Below are 21,413 nucleotides of genomic sequence, written 5' to 3'. Positions count from 1 at the left end.
ATCTTAACCATTCACGGAGGGTAAAATATGAAACGAACGACCCTGAGCTTGATCTTTGCCGCCACCATGGGCCTTGGCCTGTCTGCCTGCACCTCGACCCCGACTGCCGACACCATGTCGGGCAGCAGCACCACGGGCACGTCGATGAGCGGTCCGGCCATGAAGGAACGCGGCAGCGTGAACATGGGCAACCCCGCCAACCCAGCCGCCACCGGCCCGGCAGGCACCGCCGGCTCCACCGACAGCACCGGGACTGGCAGCATGACCGGCACTACTGGCACTACTGGCACCACCGGCACTACCATGCCGCCGCCAGCCACGACCGGTACGGGCCGCTAACCGCGCTCGTCTCCGCTAGTCACGATCCTCGCAAGAGCTTCCCTGCGGACGCGGGGTCGGCCAAATGGCCGGCTCGGCGTCCGTTTTTCATGGCGGGTCGCCGCACCATCGGCGATCCCGTGTTTCGCCGCAAACTTGTCAGGTAGAATCTCACTGTTGCATGCCTGAAGATCATCGCGGATGAAATCGTCGAGCGCCCTGGTGCCGCCGCACCGGTGCCGCAATGCGCGCGGCCGGCCATGGCGGTGGGATGGCGTGCCTGCACCCTGACTTCGATCAACACGCCCTGGGGACGCCTGAATGCCATTTCAAATCGACGACAAACTCGTGATCGGGATCGCCTCCAGCGCCCTGTTCGACCTGTCCGCCTCGCACCAGGTCTATCTCGACCAGGGTGCGGAACCATACCGGCTGTACCAAGAACAGCACCTCGACACCATCCTCGGCAAGGGCGTTGCCTTCCCCTTTATCAAACGCTTCCTGAACATCAACAAGTGCTTCCCGCGCCAGTCGCCGGTCGAAGTAGTACTGTTTTCGCGAAATTCGCCCGAGACCGGCCTGCGCGTGCTGCGCTCGATCGCTCATTACGGGCTCGATATCTCGCGCGCCGCCTTCATGACCGGCAAGTCGCCCTACTCCTACCTGCCCGCCTTCAACGCCTCGCTGTTCCTGAGCGCGAACGAGGACGACGTGAAAAGCGCGATCGCCGTGAATTACCCGGCGGGGCTGGTGCTGCCGTCGCAGATCGACGACGGCGACGACGACCTCGAACTGCGGGTGGCCTTCGACTTCGACGGCGTGCTGGCCGACGACGAATCGGAAACCGTCTTCAAGACCGGCGGCCTGGACCAGTTCCATGCCCACGAAACCCTGCACATGGGCCGCCCGCACAGCCCGGGGCCGCTGGCCAGCATGTTCCAGAAGCTGGCCATGATGCAGCGCCTGGAAGAGCGCGCACAGCGGCGCGACCCGGCGTACCGGCGCATCGTGCGCATCGCCATCATCACGGCGCGCAGCGCGCCCTCGCACGAGCGCGTGGTCACCACCCTGAAAAGCTGGGGGGTATCGGCCGACGAGACCTTCTTCCTGGGCGGAATGGACAAGTCGCGCGTGCTCGGCGTATTCAAGCCGCACATTTTCTTCGACGACCAGCTGACGCATTTGCGGGCGGCGCCGGGCGGGACTATTCCAATGGTGCACGTGCCATTCGGGGTGGCGAACCGTGCGCCGGCGCTGCCGGCGTAGAGAATCGAGGCCACGCAAGCACGTGGTGTCAAGACCCTGGAGACCCTGGTGTCAGGTCTGACATTAGTACACGGCGTCAGCCGAGATCCTGGTGTCAGGTCTGACATTAGTACACGGCGTCAGCCGTACAAGCGGTAGGTAGGCTGCGTCGCAAGGCTGAGGCCGTGTCCAAATGTCAGACCTGACACCAGCAGTTCCTGACACCAGCAGTTCGGCGTCGGCCGTACACATAGGAGGCGGGCTGCGTCGCAAGGCCGAGGCCGTGTCTGAATGTCAGACCTGACACCAGCAGTTGTGTTCGAATGTCAGACCTGACACCAGCAGTTGCCGGCGATTTAATGGCATCGATGACATATTCTTACGTTGAGGCAATTGCGCCACAGTCTAGTGCGCTTCCTGGTATGCAAACGGCCGCTGGGGACGGATAGGCCATGCGCCGTCGCGTATGATGAGCGCCTGCACAACGCTCTCTTTCACCTCATGACCACGGATTCACCAAGCAACGACATTTCCTTCGCCGACGTCGCCACGGCCGCTTCCAGCCTGCGCGATGCCGGCTTGCCCGTGACGCTCGACGCGCTGCGCGAGGCCCTGCCGGCCGGCGCCTCCCCTGCGATCGCGCGTCACCTGCGCACCTGGCGCGCCGAACAAGCCGCGCCGCCTGTGGTCGCGCCGGCAGTGCTGCCCGCCGCGCTGGCCGCCGACCTTGCCGAATGGGCTAGGCAGCACGCCGAACAGGCCGGTGCCGGTCCGCGCGCCGCGCTCGCCGAGCGCGAACGCGAGATCGATGAAGCCCTGAGCGAAGCGGAGCGCCTGGAAAATGAACGCGCCGCATTCGAAGCCGAAGCCGACAGCGCCGCGCTCGCCCGCGACGCGGCGCAGGCCGTCGCCGACGAACGCCAGGAAGAAATCGAACGCCTGATGGCCGAACTGCGCGACGCGCGCCAGATCGCCATGGACGCGCTGGTCGGCAAGGCCAAGGACCAACTGGCGATCGAAGGCAAGGACGCGCAACTGCTCGACCTGCGCGGACAACTCGAACGCAGTGTCTCGGCCTCGTCCGCCCAGTCGGACGCGCGCCTGGCCGCCGAAATGGAACTGATCGGCGCCACCACCGCGCGCGACAGCCTGGCGCTCGAGGTCAAGGATTTGCAGGCGCAGCTGGCGGCGGCGAAGAGCGACCGCGGCGCGCTGCGCATGGAGCTGGAGAAGTTGCGGGCAAAGGCGAAATAAGCCGGGCCGCCGTCTCCGCCGCGGGCCGGTTTACCCGGCGCCTCAAGGCGTCACCGACACCGTCCGCTTCAGGCACCGCAGCGTAAACGTCGAGCGCGTGTGCTTCACGCCCGGCAGCTTGTAGAGCTTCTGGCGCAGGAAACGCTCGTAGCCCTCGGTGCCCGACACCGCCACCTTGATCAGGTAATCGTATTCGCCCGAGAGCAGGTAGGCCTCCATCACTTCCGGCAAGTCGGCCAGCGCGTCCGAAAAGGCCTGGAATATCTCGTCGTCGTGGCGGTCGACCGTCACTTCGATGATCACCGTATCGGGCAGCCCCAGCATGCGCTGGTCGAGCACGGCGACATAGCCGTCGATATGCCCCGCTTCTTCCAGCGCCCGCACCCGGTGCCAGCACGGCGTGGGCGACAGGTTCACCGTCTCGGCCAGCTTCTGGTTGCTGATGCGCCCGTCGCGGCTGAGCGTGCGCAGGATCTTCCGGTCGATTTCGTCGAGCATTCCTTCCCGCATTTTTGACCGCCTCCTGTCCATTCGCAAATAAAGAGATATATCTCCTGCATTTTAACCGATATAAAGAAGATCCTTTGGATAAACGAGCATATTCAGCCTTAAACAAAAGAACATTTTTTGTGCACCGCAGTAAAATTCTGCTCCGCCATTTTGGCAGGAGGCACGGCCTGTTTCACTCCGGTGAAGCACCTGCCCCTGCGCAGTGCAGCATCACCCGTCCGGAGTGTCAGTGTCAGAAGCAATCTCGCGTGCAGGATCAGGTTACCGGCTCGACTCCCAGGGAGCCGAACTGCCGCTCATGCTGGTCACCCCCGCCCTGTTCGCCGCCAACCTGCTGGTGGCGCGCTGGGCCGAGAGCGCTGCCCTGCCGCCGCTGCTGCTCGCCTTCGGACGCTGGGCGCTGGCGTTCGCGCTGCTGCTGCCGGCGGTCGGACCGCGCCTGTGGGCGCTGCGCCACCTGGTCATGGCCAACTTCCCGCGCCTGATCCTGCTCGCCGGCCTCGGCATGGGCCTGGCCGTCGGTCCCCAATACATCGGCGCGCGCCACACCAGCGCGGCCAACATCGCCATCATTTTCGCGGCCTGCCCGGCGCTGGTGATGCTGCTCGAGACCCTGGTCTGGAAGGCGCCCTTGTCGCGCCAGGGGACCGCCGGCATGCTGCTCGCCATCGCCGGCGTGCTGGTCGTACTGGCCCGTGGCGACGTCGGCGCGCTCGGCGGCCTGGCCTTCGGCAGCGGCGACTTGTGGGTGGTGCTGGCCGCCTGCGGCTGGGCGCTCTACACGGTGCTGGGCAAGCGCCTGCCGCTGCCGCACCTGCCGAGCACGGTCAAGCTGATGGCGCTCATCGGCGGCGGCGCGCTGGTGCTGGCGCCCTTCGCGGTGCTGGAAGCGTCGCTCGGCAACGTCGCCGATGTCGGCGATCCGCGCCTGTACCTTGCGCTCGGCTTCCTTGCCGTGGTGCCGAGCCTGGGGGCCTACTTCTGCTTCGACCGCCTGGTCGCGATTGCCGGGCCGGCGCGCGCCAGCCTGTCGGTCTACCTGATCCCGGTGTTCGCGACCCTGGCCGCACGGCCGCTGCTGGGCGAGGCGCCGCGCCTCTACCATGCGGCCGGCTTTGGCATCATCCTCGGCGGCGTGGTGCTGGGTTCTCGACGGCGCGGATAGGCCGCGCGCATGCGCGGCATCGCGCGCGCGGGGCGCGGGCAGGTAGGTTCGTCTATAATCAACAACCCATCGGCCCGAACCCAACAGCGCACGTCTGCATGCCTTTCGACCTCACCAAGCACCTTCCGAAACCCGGACACCGTTTCGTCCTGCCTGCACTCTCGGGTTCCGCCGATGCCTATGCGCTCTGCGTGGCGGGCCTTGCCTTCAAGGCGGAAAAACGGCTCCTGACCGTCATCGTCGCCAATGCCAGCGACGGCCAGCGCCTGCTCGACGAAATCGCCTGGTTCGCCGACGACAAACTCGCCTGCCACCTGCTGCCGGACTGGGAAACGCTGCCCTACGACGCCTTTTCGCCGCACCAGGACCTGGTCTCGGAACGCCTGGCCACGCTGCACGAAATCCGCAACGGCCAGTGCGACGTGCTGGTGGTCCCGGCCACGACCGCCCTGGTGCGCCTGGCGCCGCCGTCCTTCCTGGCCGCCTACACCTTCTTCTTCCGCCAGGGCGAGAGTCTCGACGAAGCCAGGCTGAAGGCCCAGCTGACCCTGGCCGGCTATTCGCACGTGTCGCAGGTGATGTCGCCGGGCGAATACTCGGTGCGCGGCGGCCTGATCGACCTGTTCCCGATGGGTTCCGCCCTGCCCTACCGGCTCGACCTGTTCGGCGACGAGATCGAAACCATCCGCACCTTCGATGCCGACACCCAGCGCTCGCTCTATCCGGTGCGCGAGGTGCGCCTGCTGCCGGGCCGCGAATTCCCGATGGACGAGGCGGCGCGCACGAGTTTTCGCAGCCGCTGGCGCGAGCGCTTCGAGGGCGACCCGTCGCGCTCGCCCGTGTACAAGGACATCGGCAGCGGCATCGCCTCGGCCGGCATCGAGTACTACCTGCCGCTGTTTTTCGACGAGACCGCCACGCTGTTCGATTACCTGCCGGACGACGGGCCGCTGGCCCTGGTCGGCGACATCGACGCGGCGATCGCCCGCTTCTGGCTCGATACCGAATCGCGCTACCGCTTCCTCAAGAGCGACCGCGAGCGGCCGCTGCTGGAACCGCGCGAACTGTTCCTCTCGAGCGAGCAGTTCTTCGCCTGCGCCAAGCGCCACGGGCGCTGGAACATCGGGCGCGAGCCGGGCGTCGCCTCGGAGCTGTCGGCGCCGATTCCCGACATCGCCGTCAACCGCCGCCTCGAAGACCCGCTGGCGAACCTGCGTTCCTATCTGGCCCGCTCGAACGCGCGCGTGATGATCTGCGCCGAATCGAACGGACGGCGCGAAACGCTGCAGCAGTATTTCAACGAATACCGTCTCGACGTGACGCCGGTCGAGGGCTTTGCCGGCATGCGCGCCAGCAGTGCGGCACTGACCCTGGGCGTGGCGCCGCTGCAGGCCGGCTTCGAGCTGGTCGAGGAGTCGAGCGGACACCTGGTGTTCATCACCGAGACCGAGCTGTATGCCGGTTCCGGCCGGCGCGCCGGCAAGAAGAAGCAGGAAGCGACCAGCCAGGTCGAATCGATGGTGCGCGACCTGTCGGAGCTGAAAATCGGCGACCCGGTGGTCCACATCAACCACGGCATCGGCCGCTACATGGGCCTGACCAGCATGGACATCGGCGAAGGCGAGACCGAATTCCTGCACCTCGAATACGCCAAGGACACCAAACTCTACGTTCCGGTGTCGCAGCTGCACGTCATTTCGCGCTATTCCGGCACCTCGCCGGAAGACGCTCCCCTGCATTCGCTCGGCTCCGGCCAGTGGGACAAGGCCAAGCGAAAAGCGGCCGAGCAGGTGCGCGACACCGCTGCCGAACTGCTGAACCTGTATGCGCGGCGCGCCGCCCGCGTCGGCCACTCCTTCGAGTATTCGTCGATCGATTACGAGAACTTCGCCCAGAGCTTCGGTTTCGACGAGACGCCGGACCAGGCCGAGGCCATTTCGAACGTGATCAAGGACATGACCTCGGGCCGCCCGATGGACCGCCTGGTCTGCGGCGACGTCGGCTTCGGCAAGACCGAGGTCGCCCTGCGCGCGGCCTTCATCGCCGTCATGGGCGGCAAGCAGGTCGCGATCCTGGCGCCGACGACGCTGCTGGCCGAGCAGCACGCCCAGACCTTTGCCGACCGCTTCGCCGACTGGCCGGTGAAGATCGCGGAACTGTCGCGCTTTCGCACCGGCAAGGAGATCAACACGGCGATCAAGGGCATGGCCGACGGCACGCTCGACATCGTGATCGGCACCCACAAGCTGCTCTCGCCGGACGTCAAGTTCACGCGCCTGGGCCTGGTCATCATCGACGAGGAACACCGCTTCGGCGTGCGCCAGAAGGAGGCGCTCAAGGCGCTGCGCGCGGAAGTCGACGTGCTCACGCTGACCGCCACGCCGATCCCGCGCACGCTGGGCATGGCCCTGGAGGGACTGCGCGATTTTTCGATCATCGCGACCGCCCCGCAAAAGCGCCTGGCGATCAAGACGTTCGTGCGCAGCGAGGACGGCTCGGTGATCCGCGAAGCCTGCCTGCGCGAACTCAAACGCGGCGGCCAGATCTATTTCCTGCACAACGAGGTCGAGACCATCGAGAACCGCCACGCGATGCTGCAGGAGCTGCTGCCCGAAGCGCGCATCGGCGTCGCCCATGGCCAGATGCACGAGCGCGACCTGGAGAAGGTGATGCGCGATTTCGTCGCGCAGCGTTTCAACATCCTGCTGTGCACGACCATCATCGAGACCGGCATCGACGTGCCGACCGCGAACACGATCATCATGCACCGCGCCGACAAATTCGGCCTGGCCCAGCTGCACCAGCTGCGCGGCCGCGTGGGCCGCTCGCACCACCAGGCCTATGCCTACCTGCTCGTGACGGACGTGCAGAACCTGACCAAGCAGGCGCAGCGCCGGCTGGACGCGATCCAGGCGATGGAGGAGCTGGGCAGCGGGTTCTACCTGGCCATGCACGACCTCGAGATCCGCGGCGCCGGCGAGGTGCTGGGCGAGAACCAGTCCGGCGAAATGCTGGAGATCGGGTTCCAGCTGTATTCGGACATGCTCAACGAGGCGGTGCGCTCGCTGAAAGCCGGCAAGGAGCCGGACCTGGCCGCGCCGCTGGCGACGACCACCGAGATCAACCTGCACGTGCCGGCCCTGCTGCCGGCCGACTTCTGCGGCGACGTGCACGAGCGCCTGTCGATCTACAAGCGCCTGGCCAACTGCGAAAGCCAGGGCAGGATCGACGACATGCAGGAAGAACTGATCGACCGCTTCGGCAAGCTGCCCGAGCCGGTGAAGGCCCTGATCGAGACGCACCGCCTGCGCGTCGCGGCGAAAACCGTCGGCATCGTCAAGATCGACGCCCACGGCGAGGCGGCCAGCCTGCAGTTCATGGAAAAACCGCCGATCGATCCGATCAGGATCATCACGCTGATCCAGAAGAACCGCCACATCAAGCTCGCGGGCCAGGACAAGCTGCGCATCACCGCCGCCATGCCGGACCTGGCAGCGCGGGTGCTGCAGGTGAAACAAACAATCAAACAACTGCTTGCACAAGACTGACATGGTGACGAATCTGGTTTTACAGGGGCCGGGCGTGCCGGCTTCGCTGCTCGAAGGGATCGGCTGGCTGGCCCGTCCCGCACGGATGATCGTGCTGCCTTCGGGCGCGCTGCGCTGCGAGGACGTGGCGGCCACGCCCGATGTGGTGGAGGCGGTGCAGGCCGCCGCGCTGGCGGCCAGGGCCGACGCGACGTTCGTCGCGGCCGGGCGCACGCTGGCCGACTTCTCCCTGGTGGCGATGGACATGGACTCGACCCTGATCACGATCGAGTGCATCGACGAGATCGCGGACATGCAGGGCCTGAAAGCCCAGGTCTCGGAAATCACCGAAAGCGCGATGCGCGGCGAACTCGATTTCTCCGCCAGCCTGACGCGCCGCGTGGCGCTGCTGGCGGGCCTGGAAGCGTCGGCGCTGGAACGCGTGTACGAAGAGCGCCTGCGGCTGTCGCCTGGCGCCGAGCCCATGCTGGCCGCGGTCAAGGCGGCCGGCCTGAAGACGCTGCTGGTGTCGGGCGGCTTCACCTTCTTCACCGAGCGCCTCAAGACGCGCCTCGGCCTGGACTACACGCATGCGAACGTGCTCGAGGTGGAGCACGGCCGCCTGACCGGGCGCGTGGTGGGCGGCATCGTCGACGCCGAGGAAAAGATGCGTACCGTCGAGCGTGTCTGTGCCGGACTGGGCGTCGAACCACGGCGCGCGATCGTGATGGGCGACGGCGCCAACGATCTGAAGATGATGGGCATCGGCGGCCTGTCGGTGGCGTTCCGGGCCAAGCCGGTGGTGCGGGCGCAGGCCGACGTGGCGCTCAATTTCAGCGGCCTCGACGCAATACTGGCGGTGCTGGGCGGCTGATCCGTCCGCGCCCTCCCCGGCTTGCCCCGACAGCTGGCAGGCGCGGGCCTTGCACTGAACAGACAATTGCTCAGCTTCACTGCAATTCTCATCCACGTCTGCGCTAGCGCAAATTCCCTGTCGTGCGCCGCTTGAGTCGCATTCTCCCGCCATTTAGATTGGTCTTCACGCCGCGTGCATGTACGGAGGCGTCGCAACCGCCAATCTGCCCGTGGGAGCACGACCATGACGAAGCTTAGGTTCGCAGCGCCCGTCCCCGACGCCGGGCCGCGGCGGCGTTCCTTCCTGACAGCCGGCCCGCTGCTGGCCGCAAGCCTTGCCGTACCGGCCCTGCCGGCGCACGCGCAGACGGGCGGCGCAGGCTGGTGCGCGACCTGGGGCGCGGCGCCCGCCGGGCCGCCGCCATCGGGCAGCGTCCAGACCTACGCCGGCCAGACCCTGCGCCTGCTCGTACGGTCCAGCATCGGCGGCAGCCGGCTGCGCATCCGCGTCTCCAACGAAATGGGCAGCACGCCCTTGCGCATCGGCCGCGCCAGCATCGCCCTGCGCGCGAGCGGGGCGGCGGTGATCCAGGCCAGCCTGCGCGGGCTGCGCTTCGGCGGCGCGGAGTCGGTCACGATTCCCGCGCGGGCGCCGGCCGTCTCCGATCCGCTCGACCTGGACCTTCCCGCCCAGGCCGACCTGGCCATCAGTCTTTACCTGGCCGGCAGCGTCCAGGGCAGCACCCTGCACAATGCCGCGCTCCAGGGCAGTTATGTGTCGCCGGGCGGCGACTATACGTCCACCGTTTCCATGCCGGTCGCGCGCACGCTCGCGTCCTGGCCCTTTCTCACCGGGGTCGACGTCAGTGTCGCGGCGCCCTGCCTGGTGGTTCTGGGCGACTCGCTGACCGATGGCCAGGGCAGCACGTCCAACGCGAACCGGCGCTGGCCCGACTACCTGGCGCGGCGCTTGCCGTCCGCACTCGGCGCGGCGGGGCGCATCGGCGTCGTGAACCGCGGCATCAGCGGCAATTCCATGCTCACCGACTACCCGAACGCCTTGCTCGCCGGCCATGCCGCGCTCGCGCGTTTCGACCGCGACGTGCTGGCGACCAGCGGCGTGCGCCACCTGATCGCCCTCATCGGCATCAACGACATCTGCTACAGCCCCGGCTCGAACCCGATCCCGGTGGAAGAGCTCATCGCCGGCTATCGCCAGCTGATCGCGCGCGCCCAGGCGCGCGATATCACCATCATCGGGGCGACCCTCCCGCCCTTCGAGGGTTTCAGTTACTACACGGCAGCGCGCGAACGGGTGCGGCGTGCCGTCAACGACTGGATGCGCGCCGGGGCAGAATTCGACGCCCTGCTCGATACCGAAGCGGCGCTGCGCGACCCGGCGCGGCCGAGCCGCCTGCTGCCGGTCTACGATAGCGGCGACCACCTGCACCCGAACGACGCCGGCTACCAGGCGGTCGCCGACGCGGTACCGCTCGCGCCCTTCGTGCCGAACCCCGTCCTTGCCGGCGAACGGACGGGATGGCCCGGCTTGCTTGCCGGCCGCGGCACCGGCGCATGAGGGGCTGGCGGGCCGTTCGCGGCGGGCCAAGGGGCGCACGTCGGCGCTGTCGGCGGCCCAACCGGAATCGAGGCGATGTAAATGTAACAAGCTGTAACTGGGCACCAACACAAAAAAGGAAACACTATGATGGCCCCATCAGGAGGACCGCCATGAAACAATCCATCTTCGTCTTCGCCGCGCTGGCAGTACTGGCCGGTTGCGCCGCGCCCGGTCCGGCCAATGACGCCACCCGCGCCGATGCGCGGCCGACCGGTACGGACGGCTGGCAAGTCGTCTCGGTGACGCCGGTGCCGCTCGGCACGGGCGCACGCGCCGGCGATGCCGGCGTCATTACCAGCTCGACCGTCATCACCGATCCGGGCCCGATCGGGGGCCGCGCGGTCCATGGCGCCGCGCCCGTCCACGGCGCGCCGATCTACGGTGCACCGGTGTATGTGCCGGTTCCGGTCTACGTGCGGGAGCCGTACTGGTATCCGCCGGTGTCGATCGGCCTTGGCTTTCACTTCGGCAAAAGCTGGGGTGGACACCGGCATCGCGGCTACCGCCGCCGCTGAAACCGCACGCCGGCACCGCACTGCCGCAAAAACGCACCAAAACAGGGAGGCCGCCTGCCGAATGCGGCCTTTGTTATTACCGCCTCCCTACACCCTTTTCCTTACCGTTTGCTTACGCTGTCTTATGTGTGGTGCATTGTGCAGTGCGTCATAGCAATCGTTTGCTGCTTATCAATTGCTAACCTACAATGAGCTCGTCACTGGCGCGAAGCGCGCCTGACAAAATCGCGCATGTCAAGGCCCATTGTCGACGACGATGCCCCAACATGAGAGGACGTCTCGAAGGCTGTCCAGCGCGTTTTGTCAGGCGTTCCAGCGTACGGGCATGATCAAAAACACACTACGGAGATGGCAATGAATTTCAAGTTGAAGGCATTGGTTGCAGGGGTAGCACTGGGTTTTTCGATGTCGAGCATGGCCGCGGATCCGATCAAGATCGGCGTGTCCGGTCCTTTCACGGGCGGCTCGGCCCCGATGGGCGTATCGATGCGTGACGGCGTCAAACTGGCTGTCAACGAGATCAACGCCTCCGGTGGTGTCCTCGGCCGCCAGATCCAGCTGATCGAGCGCGACGACGAAGCGAAGAACGAACGCGGCGTGCAGATTGCCCAGGAACTGATCAACAAGGAACGCGTCGTCGCCACCGTCGGCTATATCAACACCGGCGTCGCGCAAGCTTCGCAGCGCTTCTACCAGCAGGCGCAGATCCCGGTGATGAACAACGTCGCCACCGGCACCGTCATCACCCAGCAATTCGCCACCCAGCCGATCAACTTCGTGTTCCGCACCTCGGCCAGCGATGCGATCCAGTCGCAGATGATCGTCGAGGAAGCCCTTACCCGCCGCGGCTTCAAGAAGGTCGCGATCCTGGCCGACTCGACCAACTACGGCCAGCTGGGCCGCGCCGACCTCGAGAAAGCGCTCGAGAAGAAAGGCGTCAAGCCGGTCGTCGTCGAAAAATACAACCTGCAGGACGTCGACATGACGTCCCAGCTGCTCAAGGCGAAGCAGGCCGGCGCCGAAGCGGTGCTCACCTACGGCATCGGACCGGAGCTGGCCCAGATCGCCAACGGCATGGAAAAGCTGGGCTGGAAAGTGCCGATGATCGGCAGCTGGACGCTGTCGATGGCGAACTTCGTCGACAACGCCGGCAAGAACGGCGAAGGCACGCGCATGCCGCAAACCTTCATCCAGGAGCCGAGCACGCCCAAGCGCAAGGCCTTCATCGACGCCTACGTGAAAGCCTACAACCCGCCGGGCGGCCGCATGCCGTCGGCCGTTTCCGCGGCCCAGGGCTACGACTCGATCTACCTGCTGGCCGCGGCCATGAAGCAGGCCAATTCCACCGAGGGCCCGAAGATCGTCGCCGCGCTGGAAAACCTCAACACCAAGGTCGAGGGCGTCGTCGCCACCTACGACAAGCCGTACACCAAGGCCGACCACGAAGCCATCAACTTCAACAACACCGTCTTCGGTGAAGTGCGCGGCGGACGCGTGGTCCAGGCCAAGTAAGGCAGTGGCGGCATCGCACTGATCGTGGCCGGCCGGGGTGTGCCCTGGCCGGCCATTTTCTTGTTGACCGGAGGCCGGGTCCCGGGACCGCGCGCCTCCTTATGGTGAAATCATGGATATTCTTCTGCAGCTCGTCTTCAGCGGTATCGCGCTCGGCATGATCTATGCCGTCGTCGCGTTCGGCTATCAACTTACCTTTGCCACTTCCGGCACCCTCAATTTCGGCCAGGGCGAGGCGCTCATGCTCGGCGCCCTGGTCGGCCTGTCCCTGGTGGGCGGCATCCACGGCGGTCCCTACATGAGCTACTGGCTCATGATCCCGCTGGTGATCATGTTCGGCGCGCTGCAAGGCATGTTCGTCGAGTGGATCGGCGTGCGTCCGGCCATCCGGATCAAGTCCGAATTCGGCTGGATCATGTCGACCATCGCGCTGGCCATCATCTTCAAGAACGTCGCGGAGAACATCTGGGGCAAGGACGTGCTGCCCTTCCCTTCGCCGCTGTCGGCCACCCCGTTCCAGGTCATGGGCGCGAACGTGCAGCCGATGCAGATCGCCGTCATCATCGGCGCGCTGTCGATGATGCTCGCCGTCGAGATCTTCAACCGCAAGTCGATCTACGGCAAGGCCGTCGTCGCCACCTCGAACGACCGCGACGCCGCCGGCCTGATGGGCATTAACACGGGCCGCGTGATCACCTTCTCGTATGCCCTGTCCTCGGCCACGGCGGCGTTCGCCGGCGCCCTGATCGCGCCGCTCACGCTCACCAGCGCCACCATGGGCGCCTCGCTCGGCCTGAAAGCCTTCGCGGTGGCCATCATCGGCGGCCTGACCTCCGGCATGGGCGCCATCGTCGGCGGCCTGATCCTCGGCATCGCGGAAGTCGCGACCGGCTATTACATCTCGACCGGCTACAAGGAAGTGCCGGGACTGATCCTGCTGCTGCTGGTGCTGGCGGTGAAACCGTCCGGCCTGTTCGGCAAGGCTGCGATCAAGAAGGTCTGATCATGATGAAAAATAAAACCCTGCTCATCGCGAGCGTGCTCGGCCTGATCGTGCTGGCCGTCTTCCCGCTCGCCTTCACCAACCCCTACTACATTCACCTCGCCGAAACCATCCTGATCTACGCGATCCTGCTGTTCGGCCTGGACATCGTGGTCGGCTATACCGGCCAGGTTTCGCTCGGCCATGCCGGCCTGTTCGGCATCGGCTCCTATGTCACCGGCGTGCTGGTGATGAAAATGGGCGCGCCCTGGTTCCTCGCCATCCCGGCCAGCATCGCCATCACCGCGCTGTTCGGGGCGATCCTTGCGCTGCCGGCGCTGCGCGTGACCGGTCCCTACCTGGCCATGGTGACGCTCGCCTTCGGCACCATCGCCCAGATCATGATCAACGAGATGACCTTCCTCACCGAAGGCCCGATGGGCATCACCGTGCCGAAGCCGCACGTGCTGGGCGCTGAACTGACCGAGACCCAGTACTACTACATGGTCGCCGCGTTCATGGTGCTCTCGCTGGTGCTGGTGCACCGCCTGCTGAAGTCGAATATCGGGCGCGCCTTCGAGGCGCTGCGCGACAGTCCGATCGCATCGGACTGCATGGGCGTGTCGGTCTACCGCTACAAGGTCTACGCCTTCGTCATCAGCGCCGGCTTCGCCGGCCTGGCCGGCAGCCTGTACGCCTACTCGGAACAGTACATCTCGCCGAACACCTACAACTTCGAGCTGACCATCCTGTTCCTGCTGGCCGTGATCATGGGCGGGCGCAAGACCCGTACCGGCGCCATCCTCGGCGCGATCATCGTCGTCATGCTGCCCAGCCTCCTGTCCGACATCGCCCTGTTCCGCCAGATCGCGGTCGCCGCGGCCGTGCTGGGCGTGATCGGCTCGGTGCTGGCCCTGGTGAAGAAAAGCGCCACGCCGCGCAAGGTGCTGATCCCGCTGGTGGCCACCATCGGCCTGGCGTTCTGGTCCTACCGGATCGAGAACATGGTCGACTGGCGCCTGACCATCTTCGGCCTGATGACCCTGTTCGTCGTCTACTACCTGCAGGACGGCATCGTCGGCTTCTTCCGCCAGTTGCTGGGACGGCGCACGGCCCACGTGCACGCGGTCGGACTCGACGCCACGGCCGATGCCTTCGAAGGCGTGGCCAAGGGCACGGCCCACGGCCAGGCCGGTGCGGACCTGCTGCGCGCCGAAAAGATCCTGATGCAGTTCGGCGGCCTGAAAGCGCTGAACCAGGTCGACCTGAACGTGGCGCGCGGCTCCGTGCACGGCCTGATCGGGCCGAACGGCTCCGGCAAGAGCACGATGATGAACGTCCTGACCGGCATCTACAAGCCGACCGCGGGCGGCGTCGTGTTCGCGGGCCAGCAGATCACCGGACGCACGCCGTCCCAGATCGCGCTCGGCGGCGTGGCGCGCACCTTCCAGAACGTGCAGCTGTTCGGCGAGATGACGGCGACCGAGAACGTGCTGGTCGGCCTGCACCACACCTTCCGCTCGACCGTGTTCGATGCGATGGTCAGCACGCCGCGCATGCGGCGCGAAGAAACGGCGGCGAGAAGGCGCGCCGCGGCGATCCTCGAGTTCGTCGGCTTGTCGAACCTGGCCGACGAGGAGGCGCGCAACCTCCCCTACGGCAAGCAGCGCCTCCTGGAAATCGGGCGCGCGCTGGGCCTGAACCCGCAGCTGCTGCTGCTCGACGAACCGGCCGCCGGCCTCACGGCGCCCGACATCCGCGAGCTGATGGCGATCATCCGCAAGATCCGCGACCACGGCATCACCATCATCCTGATCGAACACCACATGGACGTCGTCATGTCGATCTCGGACACGGTCACCGTGCTCGACTTCGGCCAGAAGATCGCCGAGGGCGTGCCGGCCAGCGTGCAGGCCGACCCGAAGGTCATCGAGGCTTACCTGGGCGGCACCGTCGAAGACACCCCACCGGCCACGGCCACCGTTTAAGGAGATACCAGACCATGCTCACCATTCAGAATCTGGAAGCGGCCTACGGCAAGGTGCAGGTCCTGCACGGCATCTCGCTCGACGTCCCCAAGGGAAAACTCGTGACCCTGATCGGCTCGAACGGCGCCGGCAAGACCACGACCATGCGCGCCATCTCGGGCATGATCAAGCCGAAGGCCGGCAGCATCACCCTGGGCGGCAAGGACATCACGGGCCTGGACTCGCACCGCATCGCGCGTGCCGGCCTGGCCCACTCGCCGGAAGGAAGGCGCGTGTTCGCGACCATGAGCGTGACCGACAACCTGCTCCTGGGCGCCTTCCCGCGCTATACCCGCGCCCGTCCCAAGGGCGACATCCAGCACGACCTGGACAAGGCCATGGACCTGTTCCCGCGCCTGAAGGAGCGGCGCACGCAGCTGGCCGGCACCTTGTCGGGCGGCGAGCAGCAGATGCTGGCCATGGCGCGCGCCGTCATGCTCAACCCGGACGTCGTGCTGCTCGACGAGCCGTCGATGGGCCTGGCGCCGATCCTGGTCGAGGAAGTCTTCCGCATCATCACGCGCCTGAAGAGCGAAGGCGTGACGATGCTGCTGGTCGAGCAATTCGCGGCCGCCGCCCTGAACGTGGCCGACTACGGCTATGTGCTGGAGAACGGCCGCATCTCGGTGCACGGCCCGGCCGAGAGCCTGAAAAACGATCCGAAAGTGGTGGCGGCCTACCTCGGCGGCGGACACGCGCATTAAGAACCCATCTCGGCAGGCGGGAGAAAGTCGATGACGATGCATGACAGGCGGGAGCAAGGCGCAAGGAGGCCGCGCGGCGCGCCGCGCAATGGCGAGCAACGCGGCACCCGCCTGTCAGGCGCGTCGGCAACGACTCGCTTCCTGCTGGGATAGGTTCTCAATGAGCGAGCAGGGCGCACTGGAAGGACGCGACTATGCCGCCGCCCTTTGCGTCGTGCTGGTCTGGGGCACCAATTTCGTGGCCATGAAGCTGGGCCTGCGCGAGGTAACCCCGTTCCAGCTCGGCGCCGGGCGCTACCTGTTCGCGCTGCTGCCCCTGCTGCTGTTCGTGCGCCCGCCAAGGCTGGCGGCGCGCTGGGTCGTGCTGTATGGCCTGTTCCAGGGCGTCGGCCAGTTCGGCCTGCTGTTCCTGGCGCTCAAGGAAGGCATGTCGGCGTCGCTGGCGCCCGTGATGCTGCAGATGCAGGTCTTCTTCACGGCCCTGTTCGCATTTGTGATCCTGAAGGAAAAGGTCGGGCGCAGGCTGCAGGGGGCGATGGGAATCGCCGCCCTGGGCCTCGCCTGCCTGTGCGTCGATGCGCTGGGGCGCGGCTCGCAAGTGACGCTGGCCGGCTTCCTGCTCAGCGTTGCGTCGGCGGCGATGTGGGCGGCCTCGAACATCGTCGTGCGCATCGCCCAGCGCAGCACCCCACGGTTCGACGTGCTGCCTTTCATGGTCTGGAGCAGCATGGTGCCGATCCTGCCCTTCGTCCTGCTCTCGCTCGCCTTCGATCCACCGGCAACCCACTGGGACTGGCGCGCCATTTCCCCCACGGCCTGGGCCTCGATGGCGTATCTCGGCTGGTTCGCCACCATTCTCGGCTACGCGATGTGGACCGGCCTGCTCAAGCGCCATCCGGCCAACCGGGTGGCACCCTTTTCGCTGGCCGTGCCGCCGGTCGGCATCGCGGCCGGCATGCTGGTCCTGAACGAGGTCGTCACGCCCTGGCAGTGGGCCGGCATCGTGCTGGTGGTGGCCTCGCTGGCCCTGGTCATCCTCAAGCCGCGGCCTGCGGCCGCCCCTTTATAATGCGGTTTTGACAGCACGCAACCCCATGGACACTTCAAAATTCTCGCGCTACACCGGCTCGCGCATCTTCTGGTTTTTGTTCGGCACCATCCTCGGCGGCCTCGGCTTCTGGAACGGATTGAAACAGAACCTGACCGGCGAAACCCTGATCGGCCTGGGCCTGATCCTGCTCGGCATCCAGGGCCTGCTGCGCCCGGTCGTGCTCTCGCGCGTGGCCAGGATCAGCAAGGAAGAGATGGCGCGCGATGTGGCGATCGGCTCGGACACCCTGCACGGCGCGCTGTCGCTGGTGATGGCCGCCACGCTGGTGGTCGGCTTCGTCATGAAATACCTGGTGAAGGTCTGAGCGCCCGAAGGGATGGCGTGCCCGCCCCTGCGTGGCGACACGGCTGTGCGGGGTGACTACAATCGGATCTTGAAAACGAGACCGCCACCCAGGAGCCGATACCGATGACATCCCCCAGCCTGCTTCCTTCCGCCTTGATCGGCGCCGTCGCCAGCGCGCGCTCGATGACGCCGATGGCCACCCTCGCCACCGCGCGCCTGGCCGGCCGCCAGACCGACGGCGTATTGCTCCTGCTCGACCGGCCCTTGTTCAAGTACGGCGCGCTCGCGATGGGCCTTGGCGAACTGGTGGGCGACAAGGTGAAAAGCGCGCCCGACCGCACGGTGTTGCCGGGACTGCTGGCGCGCGTGATGAGCGCGGCAATCGCCGGGGCCGCCCTGGCGCCGCGCGGCCGCGAGCGGGCCGGAGCGGCGGTCGCGATCGCCACCGCCGTGCCCTTGGCCTATCTGACGCTCGCCGCCCGCAAGCAGGCCATGGCGCGCATCGGCCAGACCCGCAGCGGCTTGATCGAGGACGCATTGATCGTCGCCGCGGGCGCCGCGATCGTCGCCCTGTCGACCCGGCCCCAGGAAAGCGACCGGGAATGAACGTCGATTCCACCACACGGAGCCGGAGCCGGAGCGGGCGCCGGCCAGGGCGGCGACGCGCCGGTCCCGGCCGCGAGAAACCGGTGCGTTCCTGGATGGGCGCCCGGGCCGTTCAAGCGGCGCCGAACAGGTCGCCGGCGTCGAGGATCGCGTAGGCGATCTCGGGCTTTTCCTGCAGGCGCTTGCGCACCGCCGCCGGCACCGACTGGCGCACCTTCTTGCACAGCCCCGGTTTTTCCTCGAGCACGATGATGATGCCGCGCAGGGTCCGCACTTCGTTCGGTCCGGGCGCGATATGCAGCTCGGCGCCGATATTCCTGCGAATCAATTCCTGCACATGGCGCAAGTCGGCATAGGTATCGATCCGTTCGATGCGCTCGATCAGGCGCATCTCCTGCCTGCGGTCGATCGCCAGCGGACGCATGTCGGCCTCGGGATCGGACATCAGTCGCTCGCGCCCGCACACGCAGGCACCGGGCGGGCACCCGGCGCGGACCGGAAAGCTCAGCAGGGGCAAGGAAGGATTCACGTGTCGTCGGCAGCTCGTTGCGATGGGAACGATTCTAGACCAATCGCGCCGCCAAGCATGGCCAGCATGCGCTGGTAGTGCGAGCCTTTCCAGAACACCCGCCCGCAGGCGTCGCAGGTGGTGAATTGCTGCTGCTGCGCGCGCACGGCCGGCGGCAGGCGCTCGGCGACCGCGGCCTTGGCGACGGGGCGCAGCGGCCGGTTGCAGTCCAGGCAGCGCGTGAACGGCAGCGCCGCCGCGGCCAGGCGCAGGCGCGCGGAGAGCTCGCGCAGCTGCTGCTCGGGCCGGATCGCATGCAGGTAGCAGCCATGGGCAAGCTCGCGCCGCTTGAGCAGTTCGCGGTCGCGCGTGAGCACGGTGCGCGCCTGGCCGCGGGCGATGGCGACGATCTCTTCATCCCGGTAGCCGTTATCGTAGAGCGTATCGAAGCCGGCCATGCGCAGCAGGCGCGCCAGCCCCCCGAGGTGGGCGTCGGCCACGAAACCCGTTCCGGCCAGATCCGCCTGCGACTGCGGATAAACGGCCAGGTCGTCGCCCTCCTGCAGCAGCCGTTCGAATGCGCCGGGCAGGCCATTGACGCGCAGCTGGCCGACCTCGGTGTGCGGCACGCCCAGCGCTTCGATCATGTGCTTGGCCGTGGCGGCGCGTGCGCACGGGGCGGCGAACGCGCTGTCGCGCCGGTCGCGCGGCAGGAAGTCGTTGAGCGCTCCGAAAAAGCGGAAGGTCGCCGTGACCATGGCACGCAGCCCCTGAACGGTCACGCCGGCGGCGGCACGCCGCCGCGCAGCGCGGTCAACACGTCGAGCGCATTGGGCACCGCCTCGCCGGCCGCGGTGTTGTCGAAGATGCACCAGACCTGGCGGCCGGCCGCGCCGTGCACGGTCAGGTCGCGCACCAGGGCGTCGAGATAGTCGCGCGAATACGAGGAGTAATAGATGCGCGGGGCGCCGTGCAGGCGCACATACAGGTCGCTCGTGGTCGGCACGTGCGGACCCGGCTGGCCGGCGGCCGGGTCGGCGATCACGCGCGTGACCTTGCGCTCGCGCAGCACTTCGGTGGCGGTCTCGCTGAACCAGCTCGGATGCCGGCCTTCACAGGCGACCATGCAGCCGAAGGTGTCTTCCAGTTTCATGAAGAAGTCGCGCGCGGTCTCGTCGTGGAAGCCGAGCTTGGGCGGAAACTGGACCAGCAGGCAGCCGAGCTTGTGCTTGAGTTCCCCGACCTCGCCGGCGAAGCGCGCGAGCAGGCCGTCGATGCCGCGCATCTGCGCGTCGTGCGTGATCGAGCGCGGCACCTTCACCGCGAACCTGAAGTCGTCAGGCACGCTCTCGGCCCAGCGCGCATAGGTCGCCGGCCGGTGCGGCTTGTAGAAGGACGTGTTGATCTCCACCGCCGGGAACACGGCGGCGTAGCGTTCGAGGTGGCTGCCGGCCTCGGGGAAGCGTTCAGCCGCTTCTTTCGGAATATTCCAGCCGGCGCAACCGATCAGCGCAGTGGCGGCATCGCTCGATTTTTTCATTGACTATCTTACAAGTGGTATGGACCGATTGTACCCCCGCGGCGCTTGCCCGGTCGCATGGTTGAGCCGCGCGCGGGGCAACGCGGCTCAACCATGCGACGGACACCCACAAGCGTTAGAATATCGCCAACACCAACGCCAAGGAGTCTTACGTGAGCGACCACCTGCACATCGTCTGTCCGGCCTGCGACGCCGTCAACCGCCTCGCCCCCGCGCGCCTGTCCGACCAGCCTGTTTGCGGCAAATGCGCGGCGCCCCTGTTCGCGGGCCGCCCGCTCGACGTCGGTTCGGAACGCTTCGGCAAACACATCGCCCGCAACGACATCCCCGTGCTGGTCGACTTCTGGGCCGAATGGTGCGGCCCCTGCAAGATGATGGCGCCGGCCTACGCCCAGGCGGCTGGCCGGCTCGAGCCGCGCGTGCGCCTGCTGAAGGTCGATACCGAGCGCGCCCAGGACTTGTCGGCGCAGTTCGGCATCCGCAGCATTCCCACGCTGGCCCTGTTCAAGGGCGGGCGCGAAGTGGCGCGCCAGGCCGGGGCCATGGATGCGGGCAGGATCGTCGCCTGGGTGCAGTCGCAGCTGTAAGCGCCGCTCGCGGCCGCCGCGCATTGCCGTGTCTCCGGCGGCCTGGCAGGCGCGCGCCGGAGCACGCAGCCGCACGGCAAAGCACGATTGGCAGGGTTAGCGAAATTGCCACGAATGGCTGCTACAATCTGGACCGGAGCGGGGTCGTCCCGCAAGGAGCCATTCATGTCGCAACAACTCGTACTCGACAGCGGAACCGAAGACGCCAAGCAGATGGCGCGCATCCTGTACCTGGTCCACGCGGCCACCTTCTTCTTTTCGCTCGGGATGCTGTCCTTCCTGCCGCTGATCGTCAACTACCTCAAGCGCCCGGAGACCAACGGCACCATCGTCTACAGCCACCACGGCTGGATGATCCGCTCGTTCTGGTTCTACTTCCTGTGGATGGTCGTCGGCGGCATCCTGTTTGCCACGATCATCGGCATTCCAGTTGCCTGGCTGGTATGGACGCTTGCGTGGTTGTGGAAAGCGTATCGTCTTATTCGTGGCTTTTTGGATCTGAACAGCAACAAATCGATGCCGATCTGACGATTGTTTTGCG

21 protein-coding genes are annotated in these 21,413 nt (G+C 66.7%); 17 read left to right on the top strand and 4 right to left on the bottom strand.

Features of this window, described 5'->3' with window-relative positions:
- Nucleotides 1-27 precede the first annotated feature (27 nt).
- The 3 genes from ACFPOU_RS03780 (at nt 28) to ACFPOU_RS03770 (ending at nt 2,817) form a co-directional block, all read left to right on the top strand.
- Nucleotides 28-339 carry a hypothetical protein gene (locus tag ACFPOU_RS03780; protein WP_379717363.1) on the top strand — a complete coding sequence of 104 codons (312 nt, stop codon included), beginning with the start codon at nt 28-30 and terminating at the stop codon, nt 337-339.
- Nucleotides 340-639: 300 nt separating this feature from the next.
- Entirely contained in the window at nt 640-1,584 is a 945-nt protein-coding gene (locus ACFPOU_RS03775) for a 5'-nucleotidase (protein ID WP_379717361.1), read from the top strand.
- A gap of 480 nt (nt 1,585-2,064) precedes the next feature.
- Nucleotides 2,065-2,817, top strand: a complete 753-nt coding sequence (locus ACFPOU_RS03770; protein ID WP_379717359.1) for a DNA-binding protein — start codon at nt 2,065-2,067, stop codon at nt 2,815-2,817.
- A 42-nt stretch (nt 2,818-2,859) separates the two neighbouring features.
- Here ACFPOU_RS03770 and ACFPOU_RS03765 read toward each other — a convergent pair whose 3' ends face one another.
- Complete coding sequence (locus ACFPOU_RS03765) at nt 2,860-3,315, bottom strand: Lrp/AsnC family transcriptional regulator (RefSeq protein ID WP_379717357.1); 456 nt, start codon at nt 3,313-3,315, stop codon at nt 2,860-2,862.
- Nucleotides 3,316-3,625: 310 nt separating this feature from the next.
- Between ACFPOU_RS03765 and ACFPOU_RS03760 the strand changes: the two genes are divergently transcribed.
- The 12 genes from ACFPOU_RS03760 (at nt 3,626) to ACFPOU_RS03705 (ending at nt 18,237) form a co-directional block, all read left to right on the top strand.
- On the top strand, nt 3,626-4,492 hold the full coding sequence (locus ACFPOU_RS03760; protein ID WP_379717355.1) for a DMT family transporter: 867 nt from the start codon (nt 3,626-3,628) through the stop codon (nt 4,490-4,492).
- Between the two features lie 98 nt (nt 4,493-4,590).
- Nucleotides 4,591-8,040 (top strand): transcription-repair coupling factor, encoded by a 3,450-nt coding sequence (mfd, locus tag ACFPOU_RS03755; RefSeq protein WP_379717353.1) that lies wholly within the window; start codon nt 4,591-4,593, stop codon nt 8,038-8,040.
- Between the two features lies 1 nt (nt 8,041).
- Nucleotides 8,042-8,893 carry a phosphoserine phosphatase SerB gene (serB, locus tag ACFPOU_RS03750; RefSeq protein WP_379717351.1) on the top strand — a complete coding sequence of 284 codons (852 nt, stop codon included), beginning with the start codon at nt 8,042-8,044 and terminating at the stop codon, nt 8,891-8,893.
- Between the two features lie 225 nt (nt 8,894-9,118).
- Nucleotides 9,119-10,453 carry an SGNH/GDSL hydrolase family protein gene (locus ACFPOU_RS03745; protein WP_379717349.1) on the top strand — a complete coding sequence of 445 codons (1,335 nt, stop codon included), beginning with the start codon at nt 9,119-9,121 and terminating at the stop codon, nt 10,451-10,453.
- 152 nt (nt 10,454-10,605) lie between these two features.
- The gene (locus tag ACFPOU_RS03740) at nt 10,606-11,010 is read left to right on the top strand and encodes a hypothetical protein (protein ID WP_379717347.1); all 405 of its coding nucleotides are present in this window, start codon (nt 10,606-10,608) and stop codon (nt 11,008-11,010) included.
- A 354-nt stretch (nt 11,011-11,364) separates the two neighbouring features.
- Nucleotides 11,365-12,522, top strand: coding sequence for an ABC transporter substrate-binding protein (locus ACFPOU_RS03735; RefSeq protein WP_379717345.1), 1,158 nt, complete (start codon nt 11,365-11,367; stop codon nt 12,520-12,522).
- A gap of 112 nt (nt 12,523-12,634) precedes the next feature.
- Nucleotides 12,635-13,525 carry a branched-chain amino acid ABC transporter permease gene (locus ACFPOU_RS03730; RefSeq protein WP_379717343.1) on the top strand — a complete coding sequence of 297 codons (891 nt, stop codon included), beginning with the start codon at nt 12,635-12,637 and terminating at the stop codon, nt 13,523-13,525.
- A 2-nt stretch (nt 13,526-13,527) separates the two neighbouring features.
- Nucleotides 13,528-15,492, top strand: a complete 1,965-nt coding sequence (locus ACFPOU_RS03725; RefSeq protein WP_379717341.1) for a branched-chain amino acid ABC transporter ATP-binding protein/permease — start codon at nt 13,528-13,530, stop codon at nt 15,490-15,492.
- 14 nt (nt 15,493-15,506) lie between these two features.
- Nucleotides 15,507-16,235, top strand: coding sequence for an ABC transporter ATP-binding protein (locus tag ACFPOU_RS03720; RefSeq protein ID WP_379717339.1), 729 nt, complete (start codon nt 15,507-15,509; stop codon nt 16,233-16,235).
- A 160-nt stretch (nt 16,236-16,395) separates the two neighbouring features.
- Nucleotides 16,396-17,304, top strand: a complete 909-nt coding sequence (locus ACFPOU_RS03715; protein WP_379717337.1) for an EamA family transporter — start codon at nt 16,396-16,398, stop codon at nt 17,302-17,304.
- Nucleotides 17,305-17,329: 25 nt separating this feature from the next.
- Nucleotides 17,330-17,650: a hypothetical protein gene (locus ACFPOU_RS03710; RefSeq protein ID WP_379717335.1), complete on the top strand. Its 321-nt coding sequence runs from the start codon at nt 17,330-17,332 to the stop codon at nt 17,648-17,650.
- Nucleotides 17,651-17,754: 104 nt separating this feature from the next.
- Entirely contained in the window at nt 17,755-18,237 is a 483-nt protein-coding gene (locus tag ACFPOU_RS03705; protein ID WP_379717333.1) for a hypothetical protein, read from the top strand.
- A gap of 112 nt (nt 18,238-18,349) precedes the next feature.
- On the opposite strand, the gene ACFPOU_RS03700 is transcribed toward ACFPOU_RS03705, so the two are convergent.
- From ACFPOU_RS03700 to ACFPOU_RS03690, 3 genes are all read right to left on the bottom strand, one after another.
- Nucleotides 18,350-18,682: a hypothetical protein gene (locus ACFPOU_RS03700; RefSeq protein ID WP_379717331.1), complete on the bottom strand. Its 333-nt coding sequence runs from the start codon at nt 18,680-18,682 to the stop codon at nt 18,350-18,352.
- 80 nt (nt 18,683-18,762) lie between these two features.
- A complete protein-coding gene (locus tag ACFPOU_RS03695) occupies nt 18,763-19,503 on the bottom strand; it encodes a Mut7-C RNAse domain-containing protein (RefSeq protein ID WP_379717329.1) in 741 nt (246 codons plus the stop codon).
- A 20-nt stretch (nt 19,504-19,523) separates the two neighbouring features.
- Complete coding sequence (locus tag ACFPOU_RS03690) at nt 19,524-20,285, bottom strand: DUF72 domain-containing protein (protein WP_379717327.1); 762 nt, start codon at nt 20,283-20,285, stop codon at nt 19,524-19,526.
- Between the two features lie 152 nt (nt 20,286-20,437).
- Between ACFPOU_RS03690 and trxC the strand changes: the two genes are divergently transcribed.
- Together trxC and ACFPOU_RS03680 are read left to right on the top strand one after the other, a co-directional pair.
- The gene (gene trxC / locus ACFPOU_RS03685) at nt 20,438-20,872 is read left to right on the top strand and encodes a thioredoxin TrxC (RefSeq protein WP_379717325.1); all 435 of its coding nucleotides are present in this window, start codon (nt 20,438-20,440) and stop codon (nt 20,870-20,872) included.
- A gap of 165 nt (nt 20,873-21,037) precedes the next feature.
- Nucleotides 21,038-21,400, top strand: a complete 363-nt coding sequence (locus ACFPOU_RS03680; protein WP_379717323.1) for a DUF4870 family protein — start codon at nt 21,038-21,040, stop codon at nt 21,398-21,400.
- Nucleotides 21,401-21,413 lie beyond the last annotated feature (13 nt).

The sequence above is a fragment of the Massilia jejuensis genome, assembly GCF_042656795.1.
Taxonomy (GTDB): domain Bacteria; phylum Pseudomonadota; class Gammaproteobacteria; order Burkholderiales; family Burkholderiaceae_D; genus Telluria; species Telluria jejuensis.
The sequence above is the reverse complement of the archived record's forward strand: the minus strand, read 5'-3'. Positions and strand labels throughout refer to the sequence as shown.

Excerpts from the sequence above, each read along its gene's own strand:
- ACFPOU_RS03780 (WP_379717363.1), top strand. The coding sequence starts at position 28 with ATGAAACGAACGACCCTGAGCTTGATCTTTGCCGCCACCATGGGCCTT.
- ACFPOU_RS03775 (WP_379717361.1), top strand. The coding sequence starts at position 640 with ATGCCATTTCAAATCGACGACAAACTCGTGATCGGGATCGCCTCCAGC.
- ACFPOU_RS03770 (WP_379717359.1), top strand. The coding sequence starts at position 2,065 with ATGACCACGGATTCACCAAGCAACGACATTTCCTTCGCCGACGTCGCC.
- ACFPOU_RS03765 (WP_379717357.1), bottom strand. The coding sequence starts at position 3,315 with ATGCTCGACGAAATCGACCGGAAGATCCTGCGCACGCTCAGCCGCGAC.
- ACFPOU_RS03760 (WP_379717355.1), top strand. The coding sequence starts at position 3,626 with ATGCTGGTCACCCCCGCCCTGTTCGCCGCCAACCTGCTGGTGGCGCGC.
- mfd (WP_379717353.1), top strand. The coding sequence starts at position 4,591 with ATGCCTTTCGACCTCACCAAGCACCTTCCGAAACCCGGACACCGTTTC.
- serB (WP_379717351.1), top strand. The coding sequence starts at position 8,042 with ATGGTGACGAATCTGGTTTTACAGGGGCCGGGCGTGCCGGCTTCGCTG.
- ACFPOU_RS03745 (WP_379717349.1), top strand. The coding sequence starts at position 9,119 with ATGACGAAGCTTAGGTTCGCAGCGCCCGTCCCCGACGCCGGGCCGCGG.
- ACFPOU_RS03740 (WP_379717347.1), top strand. The coding sequence starts at position 10,606 with ATGAAACAATCCATCTTCGTCTTCGCCGCGCTGGCAGTACTGGCCGGT.
- ACFPOU_RS03735 (WP_379717345.1), top strand. The coding sequence starts at position 11,365 with ATGAATTTCAAGTTGAAGGCATTGGTTGCAGGGGTAGCACTGGGTTTT.
- ACFPOU_RS03730 (WP_379717343.1), top strand. The coding sequence starts at position 12,635 with ATGGATATTCTTCTGCAGCTCGTCTTCAGCGGTATCGCGCTCGGCATG.
- ACFPOU_RS03725 (WP_379717341.1), top strand. The coding sequence starts at position 13,528 with ATGATGAAAAATAAAACCCTGCTCATCGCGAGCGTGCTCGGCCTGATC.
- ACFPOU_RS03720 (WP_379717339.1), top strand. The coding sequence starts at position 15,507 with ATGCTCACCATTCAGAATCTGGAAGCGGCCTACGGCAAGGTGCAGGTC.
- ACFPOU_RS03715 (WP_379717337.1), top strand. The coding sequence starts at position 16,396 with ATGAGCGAGCAGGGCGCACTGGAAGGACGCGACTATGCCGCCGCCCTT.
- ACFPOU_RS03710 (WP_379717335.1), top strand. The coding sequence starts at position 17,330 with ATGGACACTTCAAAATTCTCGCGCTACACCGGCTCGCGCATCTTCTGG.
- ACFPOU_RS03705 (WP_379717333.1), top strand. The coding sequence starts at position 17,755 with ATGACATCCCCCAGCCTGCTTCCTTCCGCCTTGATCGGCGCCGTCGCC.
- ACFPOU_RS03700 (WP_379717331.1), bottom strand. The coding sequence starts at position 18,682 with ATGTCCGATCCCGAGGCCGACATGCGTCCGCTGGCGATCGACCGCAGG.
- ACFPOU_RS03695 (WP_379717329.1), bottom strand. The coding sequence starts at position 19,503 with ATGGTCACGGCGACCTTCCGCTTTTTCGGAGCGCTCAACGACTTCCTG.
- ACFPOU_RS03690 (WP_379717327.1), bottom strand. The coding sequence starts at position 20,285 with ATGAAAAAATCGAGCGATGCCGCCACTGCGCTGATCGGTTGCGCCGGC.
- ACFPOU_RS03680 (WP_379717323.1), top strand. The coding sequence starts at position 21,038 with ATGTCGCAACAACTCGTACTCGACAGCGGAACCGAAGACGCCAAGCAG.